At 62.1% G+C, this 12465-nt stretch carries 11 protein-coding genes; 5 read left to right on the top strand and 6 right to left on the bottom strand.

Annotated elements, in window-relative coordinates; all coding sequences use genetic code 11:
* Positions 1-90 precede the first annotated feature (90 nt).
* A complete protein-coding gene (locus U8U01_RS12270; RefSeq protein WP_322174592.1) occupies positions 91-1461 on the top strand; it encodes an alpha-L-fucosidase in 1371 nt (456 codons plus the stop codon).
* A 100-nt stretch (positions 1462-1561) separates the two neighbouring features.
* Here the strand turns inward: U8U01_RS12270 and U8U01_RS12265 are convergent, their stop codons facing one another.
* The 6 genes from U8U01_RS12265 to U8U01_RS12240 all read right to left on the bottom strand — a co-directional run bounded on the left by U8U01_RS12265 (position 1562) and on the right by U8U01_RS12240 (position 8347).
* Positions 1562-2395 (bottom strand): P-loop NTPase, encoded by an 834-nt coding sequence (locus U8U01_RS12265; RefSeq protein ID WP_322174591.1) that lies wholly within the window; start codon positions 2393-2395, stop codon positions 1562-1564.
* A 48-nt stretch (positions 2396-2443) separates the two neighbouring features.
* Positions 2444-3367 (bottom strand): S66 peptidase family protein, encoded by a 924-nt coding sequence (locus U8U01_RS12260; RefSeq protein WP_322174590.1) that lies wholly within the window; start codon positions 3365-3367, stop codon positions 2444-2446.
* Between the two features lie 95 nt (positions 3368-3462).
* Positions 3463-5130 carry an ATP-binding cassette domain-containing protein gene (locus U8U01_RS12255; protein WP_322174589.1) on the bottom strand — a complete coding sequence of 556 codons (1668 nt, stop codon included), beginning with the start codon at positions 5128-5130 and terminating at the stop codon, positions 3463-3465.
* A gap of 259 nt (positions 5131-5389) precedes the next feature.
* Positions 5390-6826 (bottom strand): HAMP domain-containing sensor histidine kinase, encoded by a 1437-nt coding sequence (locus U8U01_RS12250; RefSeq protein ID WP_322174588.1) that lies wholly within the window; start codon positions 6824-6826, stop codon positions 5390-5392.
* A complete protein-coding gene (locus U8U01_RS12245; protein ID WP_322174587.1) occupies positions 6807-7493 on the bottom strand; it encodes a response regulator transcription factor in 687 nt (228 codons plus the stop codon). Before U8U01_RS12245 ends, U8U01_RS12250 begins: the two co-directional genes overlap by 20 nt.
* A 5-nt stretch (positions 7494-7498) precedes the next feature.
* Entirely contained in the window at positions 7499-8347 is an 849-nt protein-coding gene (locus U8U01_RS12240; RefSeq protein WP_322174585.1) for a phosphoribosylaminoimidazolesuccinocarboxamide synthase, read from the bottom strand.
* Between the two features lie 203 nt (positions 8348-8550).
* Between U8U01_RS12240 and U8U01_RS12235 the strand changes: the two genes are divergently transcribed.
* The 4 genes from U8U01_RS12235 (at position 8551) to U8U01_RS12220 (ending at position 12465) form a co-directional block, all read left to right on the top strand.
* Positions 8551-9003, top strand: a complete 453-nt coding sequence (locus U8U01_RS12235) for a zinc ribbon domain-containing protein (RefSeq protein ID WP_322174583.1) — start codon at positions 8551-8553, stop codon at positions 9001-9003.
* Positions 9004-9163: 160 nt separating this feature from the next.
* On the top strand, positions 9164-10558 hold the full coding sequence (gene rsxC / locus U8U01_RS12230; protein ID WP_322174581.1) for an electron transport complex subunit RsxC: 1395 nt from the start codon (positions 9164-9166) through the stop codon (positions 10556-10558).
* Between the two features lie 387 nt (positions 10559-10945).
* Positions 10946-11908: an RnfABCDGE type electron transport complex subunit D gene (locus U8U01_RS12225; RefSeq protein WP_322174579.1), complete on the top strand. Its 963-nt coding sequence runs from the start codon at positions 10946-10948 to the stop codon at positions 11906-11908.
* Positions 11905-12465 carry an RnfABCDGE type electron transport complex subunit G gene (locus U8U01_RS12220; protein WP_322174577.1) on the top strand — a complete coding sequence of 187 codons (561 nt, stop codon included), beginning with the start codon at positions 11905-11907 and terminating at the stop codon, positions 12463-12465. Before U8U01_RS12225 ends, U8U01_RS12220 begins: the two co-directional genes overlap by 4 nt.

The following is a 12465-nucleotide window of genomic DNA, read 5'->3' as shown; positions in this document are numbered from 1 at the left end:
TGTACGGGCTTTTATGAAACAAGCAGGGGCAAAGCCCCGCCTGCAGGTATGCGTAAGGGGTGCCCCTGCCCATACAAAGGAGGAACAACCATGACAAGCTTTCTCAAAGAGGCGGCTACAGTCAGGCCGTCGGCACGGCAACTGGCCTGGTTTGCGGTGGGGCAGTATGCCTTCATCCATTTTGGCGTAAACACCTTTACCGGCCGGGAATGGGGGGACGGCACCGAGGACGAGGCCGTATTTGCCCCCAGCCGCCTGGACTGCGGCCAATGGGTGCAGGCGGTAAAGTCCGCGGGCCTAAAGGGTATTGTGCTGACAGCCAAGCACCACGACGGCTTTTGCCTGTGGCCCTCCCGGCATACCGGGCACTCGGTCAAAAACGCGCCGGGCTGCCCGGATGTGGTGCGGGCCTGTGCCGACGCCTGCGCCCAGGGCGGCATCAAATTTGGCTTTTACCTCTCCCCCTGGGACAGGAACTCCCCCCTTTACGGGACGGAGGCCTACAACGACTACTTCTGCGCCCAGTTGGAGGAACTGCTCACGGGCTATGGGCCCATCTTCTGCGTATGGTTTGACAATGCCTGCGGGGAAGGCCCCAACGGGAAAAAGCAGGTGTACGATTTCGACCGCTATATCCGGCTGGTCCGGCAGCATCAGCCGGAGGCCGTGATTTTTAACGATTTTGGCCCGGATACCCGCTGGTGTGGCAACGAGGCCGGCCAGCCCCGGCGTTCGGAGTGGGCGGTGGTGCCCGGCGAGTTGTGCCGCTTTGCCGAAACCCAAACCGGCCCCGGCCCCCTGGCGGCAGAGGGCTCCCTGGCGTACCTGTACAGCACCGACGACAATCTGGGCAGCCTGCCCAATATCCTGTACTCTAAGGGGCTGGCCTTTGTGCCCTCGGAGATCGATACCTCCATACGTCCGGGCTGGTTCTGGCACCCGGAGGAAGAACCCCAAAGCCTGGAAAAACTGTTCCACATCTGGCTTTCCAGCGTAGGGGCCAACGCGGGGCTTAATCTGAACATCCCCCCCAACCGGGAGGGGCTGATTGACGAAAAAGACTGCCGGCGGCTGGCGGAACTGGGGGAACTGCTGCAAAGGGAATTCGGCAGCCCCCTGGAAACACAAACCCTGCTGGAAGAGGGCAGTATGCCCACCCAGCCGGTGTACCTGGTGCGCGGCGGGCATACCGGGGTGCGGTATGTAGAGCTGCGGGAGGACATCGCCCAGGGCCAGCGGGTAGAGAATTTCCAGATAGAGGCGGTGGAGCCCGACGGCAGCCGTTTCCCGCTGTTCCAGGGGACCACCATTGGATACCGGAAGATCTGCCCCCTGGGGGACCCCTTTGCGGGGCAGAATGGCCTGACCAGGACCATGGACGCCCAGGTGGCCTCGGTGCGGGTGCGTATCACCGCCGCGCGGGGCCCGGTACATTTAAAAGAGATCATCCTATACGCCTAACCGGTTGGCAGCAAAAGGCCGGGGGCCGCCAAACTTCCCTTTAGAAGTCTGGCGGCCCCCGGTTACGTTTTATCCGGTGCCGGTTACAGCTTTATGCCGGTTACAGCTTTTCAATGGTATCCGCGGCCGCTTCCAGCCAGTTACCCTCGAACAATTCGATAATGCCCCGGTCGCAGGCGCTGGCCAGGGTGGGGTCAATGGGCAGCTTGCCCAGCACAGGCAGGGCATATTTGGCGGCCACTTCGTCAATATGGCTTTTGCCGAACAGTTCTACCTTTTTGCCGCAGTCCGGGCACTGGAAGTAACTCATGTTCTCCACCAGCCCCAACACGGGGATGTTCATCAGCTTTGCCATCTCTACCGCCTTGGAAACAATCATGCCCACCAACTCCTGGGGGGAGGTGACGATGATGATGCCGGCAAGGGGCAAAGACTGGAACACCGTCAGGGGCGCGTCGCCGGTGCCGGGGGGCATATCCACAAACATATAGTCCACGTCCCCCCAAACCACGTCCGTCCAGAACTGCTTAATGGCCCCGGCAATCACCGGGCCTCGCCAGACCACCGGGGCGGTTTCCTCCTGCAAAAGCAGGTTTACGCTCATTACCTTAATGCCGGTTTTGGTGTCCCTGGGGTACATACCGTTTTCGTCGGCCACAGCCATGCCCTTTAGCCCAAAACACTTGGGGATGCTGGGCCCGGTAATGTCCGCGTCCAAAATTCCCACCGAGCAGTCCCGGCGGCGCAGGGTGGTGGCCAGCAGGGAGGTAACCAAAGACTTGCCTACGCCCCCCTTGCCGCTGACCACGCCGATGACCTTCTTAACGTGGCTCAGGTCGTTGAGCTTTTCGATCATATCCGCAGGCTGGCGGGAGGGGCAGTCCGCCCCGCAGGTAGAACAGTCGTGGGTACAGTTTTCCAGGTTTTCACTCATGTTGATGATCCTCCTCATGCAAAAGATAGGGTTGGTGCTTAGGGTGCCTTACAGGTAACACAGGCGGCTGTCTGGGCCGCAAACCAGCCGGGCCCGCCGCCCAATGGGCAAAATCGCGTGGTTCTCCCCATGGCCAAAGTCGTCGCAGTAGGCTACGGGGATGTGGTGCCGTTGCCCCAGCAGCTTAAGCCGGGCGTACAGGTTAGGGCAGGGGTGGCCGGCATAATGGCCGAACACCAGCCCGGTAACAGACCGCATGAAAGCGCTTTGCTCGATGTACCCCAGCATGGCGCTTACATGGGCCTCGCCGCCGAACATTTCGTGATCCTCCAAAAAGAGGAGATGGGGCTCGCCGGGGTCTACGGGGAAATAGTCTGTCCCCAGCAGCAGGGCGAAATTCATGGTGTAGCCGCCTACCAGCACACCCTCCGCCGTGCCGGGGCACAGGCCCAGCCAGGGGGAGTTGGCCTCATGCACGGCCATGCTACCGCTGCGGATATGCCCTTCAAAGTGGCGGCGGTTGTAGGGCGTCCATTGGGCAAACAGGGTGGGGTTCTGGCCGTAGTAGGTGACCAGGCCGGTTTTTGCCCAAATGGCGTTCAAAATGCTGGTGCCGTCGCTGTAGCTGCAAATGCGCTTGGGGTTCTGGCGGAACAGGTCAAAGTCCAGGTAGGGCAGCACCTCAGGAGCGCCCTCGCCCCCGCCAAACAGGATATACGCTACCTGGGGGTGGGCGGCCAGTTGGTTCAGGTCAGCCCCCCGCTCCTCGTCCGAGGCCAGGAAACCCCAGGTGTCCTTGTACATATTGTCCGCCTGCACCACCCGGAACCCTTCCCCCTCCATGTTCGCTATCAGGTTTTTATACTCCTGGCTCCAGGGGATCTCCTGGCCGGGGGCCGCCTCGTACAGGGGGATATGGCTGGGGCAGCACAGGCCGATGGTACCGTTTTCACTTAAGGGTTTTGCTTGCATGGCTTATCTCCTTTCCGTGGGTTGGGGCGGGCAGTGCGCCGGGAAACCCTTCCCGCGCCGCCCATTGCCTTGCTGTGAGAGGCACCGAGGAATGGCTACACCTCAGCCGGCCCGCCGGCCTGTTCCTGCCGGTACAGCCGGCCCCCCTCCATGCGGTAGTGGCCGTGGTAACGGGCAGCCAGGGCCGGGGCGGTTTTGTGGCTGACATGGACCACCGCCGCGCCGCTGCCCAACAGCGTTTCTTCCACCAACCGGGCGCTGGCCGGGTCCAGGGCAGCGGTGGCCTCGTCTACCAGCAGGGCAGCGGGCCGGCCCACCAGGGCCCTGGCCAGGGCCACCCGCTGGCGTTCCCCGCCGGAGAGTGTTTCCACCGCCTGGGGGGTCAGGTCCCGGCCGCCCCAGCGCGCCAGCAGGGGGGCCAGGTTCAGCCCTTGGATCACCGCCCGGTACAGGGCTGGGTCTACATCCCGGCCCAGCAGGATATTTTCCTCCAGGCTGGCGAAAAGAAGGACGGGCTGCTGGAATACCGGGCACAGGCAGGCCAGGCGTTCCCCAGGCGGGATGTCCCGGAGCTCCCGGTCCCCCAGGCGGATGCTGCCGGCGTAGTCCAGCCCGCTTAGGCCGGTGAGCAGCCCCAATAGGGTGGACTTGCCGCTGCCGCTCTCCCCGGTGACCAGGTAGGCTTTTCCGGGTAGGAACTTTGCCGTTACCCCGCTGAGCAGGGTATGCCCCCCGGCCCGGCAGGAAACATCCCGCAACCACAGGCCGGGGAAGGGGGCGCGGTCCGGCCCGGAAACCGGCTGGGGGGCGTCCCGCCAGCCCTGGTAGCTTTTCAGCAGGGGCTTTACCTGGTTGCGTGCCTGGAACAGCCAGGCCAGCACCTCCATGGGCGCGCCGATGAGCCCGGAAACCTGGATGACCGCCACCAGGTCGCCGGGGCCGGCCTGGCCCCGCCCCATCAGCCACAGGCTGATGAGGATGACCAGCACGGTTTTGCCGGTTTGCAAAAGGCCGGTGGCGGCATAGGCCAGCAGGCGGCGTTTCAGCAGCGCCGATTCTGCCCGGGCCGCGGCGGCGTTCTCCTGCTCCAGCAGATGGGCGGCCCGGCTTTGGCAGCGGTAGGCCCGCACCGTGTCCACACCCTCCAGCAGGGAGCCCAGCAGGGTGTTGTACCGGCCCAACCGGCCGGAGTAGGCCTTACGGGCCTGGCCGTCCCGCTGGCCCATCCATTGGGGAAGGGCGGCGGTCAGCAGGCTGACGGAGAAGATGACCGCCGCCAGCAGCCAGTGCACAGACAGCAGGGCCCCGGCCGAGGAGAGCAAAATCGCCAGGCATTTGAGGATATCGATGGTACCGGCGAAATACTGCTCTGCCAGCGCGGGAATATCGTTGTTGACAAAGGACACAAAGCCGGCAGTTTCCTGCTGGCCGGCCCCGCCCCGGGACAAAAAGCCCCGGAAGGCGGTTTGGCGCATCAGGCGCTTTTGCCGCAGCTTAAAGGATTCGGCCAGGTACATATCCAGTTGGGAGAGCAGCGCCTGGGCCAGCCCGGCCCCCAGGAAGAGCCACAGCGCCGGGCCCGCCCCCTTGCCCTGGGCAAAGCGGTCTACTAGCCGGCCGGAAAGGGTGGGCGTCAGCACAGAGGACAGGGAAAAGGCCAAACCCGCCAGCAACGCCAGCAGGAACAGCCGGGCGTTCCCCCCAAGGTTTGGGAATCGGGCGGGACGGGCGCTGGGCGCGCCGTTTTTGTTTGCTATATTCAATTTTCTTTCCTCCAATCGGTATGGTTTGTCAGCGCATACCGTTGGAGAACGCGTCGGTCCAGTTTTCTTGATGATAGCGGTGCATAAGGCTGCCCTCCTTTCCAAGTGGGGGCCTTCCGGGCCCGTTTGAAACTTTGAAACATGAAGGGAGGGTTTCCGCGTGGAGAACTCCCTATGTGGCAGCGTATCTTGCGGTTTTTCCTTGAAAGCCCTGGTTTTTGGACAAAAATCCCACATTTCTCCGGGTTTAAACCAGACGCTAGGCCACGGTCAGCTCAAACCAAAAGGTGCTACCCCGGCCCAGTTCGCTGATGACCCCGTACCGGCCCCCGTGGAGGTCCAGCACATTTTTAACAATGGACAGGCCCAGCCCGGTGCCCACCTGGGTCCGGCGGTGCTCCCGGTCCACCTTATAGTACCTGTCCCAGATATCCTGCAACCGGTCCGCCGGGATGCCCTCCCCGGTATCGGTCACGCTGATGCGCACCACCCCGTCCTTGCTCTGCTGGCAAAGCCGTACGGTCTTATCCGCCCCGGCGTAGTTGATAGCGTTGTTTACCAGGTTATACACCACCTGGGAAAGCTTAAGCTGGTCGCCGACCACATAGACGTCCTCCTCCGCGGCAAAGGGGAAGGAAAAGTCCTGCAACCGCCCGTAGCGGCCCAATATCGCCCGTATACTTTCCGTCAGGTTAAAGCGGGCGGGAGAGAGCTCCATCACCCCTGCCTCCAGGCGGGAGAGGTCCAGAAGGTCGTTGACCAGGTCGTTGAGCCTGCCTGCCTCGTCAATGATGATCTGCACGTTTTCCGGGGTGCTTTCACCGGGCAGGTCCCGCATCACCTCCGCATAGCCCTTGATCATGGTCAGGGGGGTGCGCAGGTCGTGGGAAACATTGGCCAGCAGTTCCCGGCGCAGGCCCTCGGTTTTGGAAAGTTCGCCGGCGGCAAAGTTCAGGGTGGCGGCCAGTTCGCTGACCTCCCTGGGGCCGCTCTCGGCAAAACGCAGGCCGTAGTCGCCCTGCCCCAGGGATTTGGCAGCCTCGTTGATCTCCGTTAAAGGCCGGGCAATCCGCCGGGAAACCACCACCGCCAAAACCAGCCCCAGGGGTACCAGCACCAAAGTCAGGCAAAAAAGCTGTGCCAGCAAGGTTTCCACCGTGGAGTTCAAGGGGGTAAGTTCGGCCTCCACCACAACCAGCCGGTCGTTGCCCAGCGGGGTGCGCACCGTAACGGCGTACAGCAGCAGTTGGGTGTCCTCACTGCCGGAAAGCCGGGACTGGAACACACGGGTATACTGCCCGCCCTGCAAGTTCACCTGGTCAAACAGCCGGGCCAGTTCCTGCCGGGGGAGGTTATAGACCAAACTGTCCTTGTAGGCATGGCGGCATACCACATAGCTGCGGCCCAGGGGGTCGCACACAAACACGTTGGCCCCGGTCTGAATCACCAGGTTCAGGGCCGTGTCATTCAGCTTGTCCCCGTCCAACTGGCGGACCACGGCCTGGGAGATGGCTTTGGCCTCCGCCGTCTTAATGGCCCGGTAGAAGGGGCTGAGCAGGAAGATCTGCAACACCCACAGCAGCGCCACGGTAACCAAAGCGAACAGCCCAAAGCCCAGGGCAATCTGCCCCCGGATGCCCCTGGGGGCTTTGGGGCGGCGGGGGGCCTTTGCCCGGCTAAGCACGGGCGGCCTCAAACCGGTACCCTACCCCCCGCAGGGTGGCAATATACCTGCTGTAAGGCCCCAGGCGTTTGCGCAGCAGCTTGATATGGGTGTCCAAAGTGCGGTCGTCGCCGTAAAAGTCATAGCCCCACACATTGGTCAGCAGCATCTCCCTGGTCAGGGCCAGGCCCTTGTTGCGCACCAGATAGCTAAGCAATTCATACTCTTTGGGGGAGAGTTCCACCCGTTCCCCGTCCACCGTCACAAGCCTTGCGTCAAAGTCAATGGAAAGGCCCTCAAAAACCTCCACCTGCCGGGGCTTTTGGGCAGCGGGGCGCACCCGGTTCATAATGGCCGTTACCCGCAGCATCAGTTCCTTGGGGGAGAAGGGCTTGACCACATAGTCGTCGGCGCCCAGCTCAAAGCCGTGTATCTTATCATACTCCTCCCCCCTGGCCGAGAGCATGAGGATGGGCAGCGCGCAGGTTTTTTTGATCTCGGCGGCCGCGGAGAAACCGTCCAGTTCCGGCATCATCACATCCATAATCACCAGGTCAAAGGCTTCGGGGGTACGGCGGCAGAACTCCACAGCCTCCATGCCGTTTTTGGCCTCTGTCACCTGGTGGCCCTCAAACTCCGCGTATTTGCGAATAAGCCCCCGGATGCGCTCTTCGTCGTCCACCACCAGCAAACGGAACATCCGGCTCACGCTCCGGGCACCAGGCGGTCCCGGCACTCCAGGTATTTCAACCGGGTTTTCTCCACCACATGGGCGGGCAGTTCCGGGGGCGGGGTTTTGCCGTCCAGCCCGTTGTCCGTCAGCCAGTCCCGCAGGTACTGCTTGTCAAAGCTTTCCGGGGAGGTACCGGGCCGGTAGGCGTCCCGGCTCCAAAAGCGGCTGCTGTCCGGGGTCAGCACTTCGTCCGCCACCACCAGCCCGCCGTCCTCGTCCAGGCCGAATTCAAACTTGGTGTCCGCAATAATAATGCCCCGCTCATAGGCGTAGTCATAGCAGCGCTTGTAAAGGGCCAGCGCCGCGTCGCAGACCTTGTGGGCCAGTTCCGCGCCCAGCTTTTCTTCCATGTACGCCAAAGATACGTTCACGTCATGGCCCTCCTCGGCCTTGATGGAAGGGGTCAGGACCGGTTCGGGCAGCTTTTCAGCCTGCTGCATCCCGGCCGGAAGGGGCTTGCCGCAGAACCCGCCGGTCTGCCGGTACTCCTTCCACATGGAGCCGAAAAGATAGCCCCGGATGATAAACTCAAAGGGGAGCATCTTCAGTTTCTTCACCAAAACGGTGCGCCCGGCAAAGGCGTCCCCCTGCAATTCCGGGGGCATATCGGCCGGGTTTTCCGAGATCATGTGGTTCTTTACGATATCCGCCGTGTACCGGAACCAGAAAGAGGACAGGGCGTTGAGCACCCGGCCCTTGTCGGGGACCGGGGTGGGCAAAATGACGTCAAAGGCCGACACCCGGTCTGTGGTCACAATGGCAAGGGCCTCCTCCGAAACCTGGTAGACCTCCCGCACCTTACCGCTGATAAGCTTTTCCATAGAATAACCGCCTTTCACTGGTTTTCTTTCCTGTATAGTATAGCCCAAGCCGCCGGATTTTGCAAGAGGGAAGGCGGCGCCCCGCAACAGCCTGTTGCTTTACTTTACCCGGCCGGGGCGGTATAATAAGGGTATCCTAATCAGGGCGCGTTCACAACATACACGGGCACGCCCCGGGGAAATCCGGCAAGGAGCGTGGGAAAATGGAAACAAAGGAGATCATTTTGCGGCTGCGGGAAAAAGCGGGCCTGTCCCAGGAGGGCCTGGCGGAAAAGCTGTTCGTGACCCGGCAGGCGGTAAGCCGCTGGGAGAACGGGGAAACCACACCGGACACGGAAAGCCTCAAGGGCCTGTCGCGGCTGTTTGACGTATCGATCAACACCCTGCTGGGCTCGCCCCGGCAACTGGTCTGCCAGTGCTGCGGGATGCCCCTGGACGACGGCAGCATCAGCCGGGAAACAGACGGCAGCCTGAACGAGGATTACTGCAAGTGGTGCTATACAGGCGGTAAATTCGTCTACGCCAACATGGACGAGCTGCTGGACTTTCTGGTAGAGCATATGTCCAACGAAAACTTCCCCCCGGAACAGGCACGGGCCCATTTTGCCGGACAGTTGCCCCTACTTGCCCACTGGGCCCAGCCCACGGCGGAATAATCCCATCACATAAATAGTGCACTGGCAGGCCCCCTGGGTTTTCAGGGGGCCTGCTTTTTCTCTGGCCGGGCGAAGATTTTATCGGCAGACAGGCGGTTCGTGGTTGCAATGCCGGCGGTTTTGAGGTAAAATAGATTTGTGAATTTTTTTCGAACAGCCTATGGAGGAACTATTACCAAACGAAAGGATCGTGGCTATTATGCAGGATAGGAAGGAGCAATTCCCCAAACGCCCCTATCATACCCACGGTGGCGCGCCGGTGCCCCATCATAAAAATACGTGGCAGGCCGAGTCGGTGGTCATGCCGCCCCCTGCGCGGGTGGTGCTGCCCATGCAGCAGCACATCGGCGCGCCCTGTAAGCCGGTGGTAAAAAAAGGCGACCATGTGTATCTGGGCCAGTTGGTGGGCGACAGCGACGCCTATGTAAGCGCGCCGGTACACGCCTCTGTTTCCGGCACGGTGGTAGAGGTGGCACAGGTCATGCTGACCGGCGACCGCCCGGTAGAGGCGGTGGTGATCGAGTCGGACGGGCTGATGGAGCCGGACCCGGCTATCCGGCCCCCGGCGGCCATCACCGGCAAACAGGCTTTGGCAGACGCCGCCCGGGCAGCGGGGCTGGTGGGTTTGGGGGGCGCGGGTTTCCCCGCCCATGTTAAGCTGAACGTGCCCGAAGGCAAGCGTATTGACACGCTGATCATCAACGTGGCCGAGTGCGAGCCCTACGTAACGTCCGACCACCGGGAAGCCCTGGAGAACGGCAAAAACGTCCTGGACGGGGTCTACAAGGTAAAAGAGATCCTGGACGTGCACCGGGTGCTCATCGCCGTAGAGGACAACAAGCCGGACGTGATCGCCAAGCTCACCGAAATTGCCGATAACCCCCAGATGGACCCCCAGGACGAGGTGCGGGTGCTGGCCCTGCAAAGCCGTTACCCCCAGGGGGCGGAAAAGGTGCTGGTGCAGGCGTGCACCGGCCGCATGGTGCCTGCCGGGGGCCTGCCCGCCGACGTAGGCTGCCTGGTGATGAACATAGCCTCGGTGTCCTTTTTGGCCAGCTATATGCGCACGGGTATGCCCCTGACGAAAAAGCGCGTCACCGTTGACGGCTCGGCGGTCAAGGAGCCGAAAAACGTGATCGTGCCCATTGGCACGCCCATTAAAGACGTGATGGCGTTCTGCGGCGGCTATCGGGCCCAGCCCAAAAAACTGCTGATGGGCGGGCCCATGATGGGCATTGCCATTACCGGGGACGAGCTGCCCATATTAAAGCAAAACAACGCCATCCTGGCCTTTGACGAGAACGAGGCCAAGCTATACGAAACCACGGCGTGCATCCGCTGCGGGCGGTGCGTGGCAGCCTGCCCCATGAACCTGATGCCCACCAAGCTGGAGAAAGCGGCCGAAAAGAAAGACGTGGAAACCCTGCTGGAGCTGGACGTGATGACCTGCATGGAGTGCGGCTGCTGCGCGTTCTCCTGCCCGGCAGGCAGGCGGCTGGTGCAAAGCATCCGCCTGGGCAAGGCCTATGTAAGGAAAGCCGGCCAGAAAAAGTAACCCAATGGTTTGCCCCGGCCACGAAGCGGCCGCCCCCCGCTTGTGCGGGGTACCGGCAAACGCCTACGTACAGCGCCGGCGGAAGAAAAAATAAACAAGAAGAAAAAATAAAAAAAGTACGCCATTACCCGCCAAAAAATCAGACCAACCGTGTCCCCACAGCACCGGCGCCGGGGCGCATAAAAGTCTTTGGAGATTCTCAAGAACCTTTCTTCAGAAAGGTTCTTGAGCCGCCGTGGGTATTGAACGGAGGGCTGCGCCCTCCGTTCAAACCCCGGCGTTTGCCCCGGCCACGAAACGGCCGCCCCCGCTTGTGCGGGTACCGGCAAACGCCTACGTACAGCGCCGGCGGCCTTCCCATTCCCCCACAAGAAAGGACTTGATACGATGGACAAACTGACCGTTTCTTCCTCCCCGCATTTTAACGGGCGGAAAACCACCCACAACATTATGCTGGACGTGATCATCGGCCTGTGCCCGGCGGCCATTGCGTCGGTGGTGATCTTCGGCCCCCGGGCGCTGCTGGTGATTGCCGTGACCGTGCTGAGCTGTGTGCTCAGCGAGTACCTGTCCCGCAAAGCCATGAAACGCCCCCAGACCATCGGCGACCTTTCCGCGGTGGTCACGGGCCTGCTGCTGGCCCTAAACCTGCCCGTCACCATCAATCCGCTGATGGCCGCCTTTGGGGGCGTGATCGCCATCGTGGTGGTCAAGCAGATGTTCGGCGGCATTGGCCAGAACTTTGTAAACCCGGCCCTCACCGCCCGCATTGTGCTGATGAACTCCTTCCCCGCGCCCATGACCCACTGGACGGCGGCCTTTGACTACAGCGCCACCGCCGACGCCGTCACCACGGCCACTCCTTTGGCCGCTTATGCCCAAAACGGCGGCGCTGGCTGGCCCAATTATCTGGATATGCTGCTGGGCGTACACGGCGGCTGCCTGGGGGAGACCTGTGCCCTGGCCATCCTCATCGGCGGGCTGTACCTGATCGTCCGTAAAGTCATCAGCCCGGTGATCCCCGTCACCTATCTGGCCACCGTGGCGGTGTTCTCGGTGGTTCTGGGCCGGGACCCGCTCTTCGACCTGCTGGCTGGCGGGCTCATGCTGGGGGCCTTCTTTATGGCTACCGACTACACCACCAGCCCCCTGTACTTCTGGGCCCGGCTGGTATTCGCCATTGGCTGCGGCCTTTTAACCGTGATCATCCGGGCGTTCGGCTCCCTGCCGGAAGGGGTCAGCTACTCTATTGTGCTGATGAACATCATCACCCCCCTCATCGAGCGCTACATAAAGCCACGGGCCTTTGGCTCGCCCAAGAAAACGAAAAAGGAGGGGGTCGCCCCATGAACGTGAAGGAGGTCCTAAAACCCGCCGCCATTCTGCTGGTGATCTGCGTGGCGGTGTCCGCGGCCCTGGCAGGCACCAACCTGCTTACCCAGGACCGCATCGCCCAGGCCGCCGCCCAAAAGGCGGAGGAGAGCCGCATGGTGGTGCTGCCCGGGGCCGAAAGTTTTGAGGAAAAAGACGGCCACCACGCCGGCCTGGACAGCGCCGGCCAGGTCGTAGGCTATGTGTTCGAAACAGAGAGCAAAGGCTACGGCGGCACCATCCGGGTGATGACCGGCATCAGCGCACAGGGCGGCATTACCGGCGTGGTCATCCTCAGCCACGGGGAAACCCCCGGCCTGGGGGCCAACGCCGAAAAAGAGGCATTCCGGGACCAGTACAAGCAGCCGATAGCCGGCAGCGCGGGCGGTATCGGGGTGGTTAAGTTCCAAACCCCCGGCGAAGGGGAAATCCAGGCCATGACCGGTGCCACCATCACCAGCGCCGCCGTCACCAACGCGGTTAACCTGGCCATTGCGCAGTACCAAAGCCTATACGTTTCGGAAGGGGGCAACTGA

The sequence above is a fragment of the Acutalibacter caecimuris genome, assembly GCF_034335085.1.
Taxonomy (GTDB): Bacteria; Bacillota; Clostridia; order Oscillospirales; family Acutalibacteraceae; genus Acutalibacter; species Acutalibacter caecimuris.
The sequence above is the reverse complement of the archived record's forward strand: the minus strand, read 5'-3'. Positions and strand labels throughout refer to the sequence as shown.

Excerpts from the sequence above, each read along its gene's own strand:
- U8U01_RS12270 (WP_322174592.1), top strand. The coding sequence starts at position 91 with ATGACAAGCTTTCTCAAAGAGGCGGCTACAGTCAGGCCGTCGGCACGG.
- U8U01_RS12265 (WP_322174591.1), bottom strand. The coding sequence starts at position 2,395 with ATGAGTGAAAACCTGGAAAACTGTACCCACGACTGTTCTACCTGCGGG.
- U8U01_RS12260 (WP_322174590.1), bottom strand. The coding sequence starts at position 3,367 with ATGCAAGCAAAACCCTTAAGTGAAAACGGTACCATCGGCCTGTGCTGC.
- U8U01_RS12245 (WP_322174587.1), bottom strand. The coding sequence starts at position 7,493 with ATGTTCCGTTTGCTGGTGGTGGACGACGAAGAGCGCATCCGGGGGCTT.
- U8U01_RS12240 (WP_322174585.1), bottom strand. The coding sequence starts at position 8,347 with ATGGAAAAGCTTATCAGCGGTAAGGTGCGGGAGGTCTACCAGGTTTCG.
- U8U01_RS12235 (WP_322174583.1), top strand. The coding sequence starts at position 8,551 with ATGGAAACAAAGGAGATCATTTTGCGGCTGCGGGAAAAAGCGGGCCTG.
- rsxC (WP_322174581.1), top strand. The coding sequence starts at position 9,164 with ATGGAGGAACTATTACCAAACGAAAGGATCGTGGCTATTATGCAGGAT.
- U8U01_RS12225 (WP_322174579.1), top strand. The coding sequence starts at position 10,946 with ATGGACAAACTGACCGTTTCTTCCTCCCCGCATTTTAACGGGCGGAAA.
- U8U01_RS12220 (WP_322174577.1), top strand. The coding sequence starts at position 11,905 with ATGAACGTGAAGGAGGTCCTAAAACCCGCCGCCATTCTGCTGGTGATC.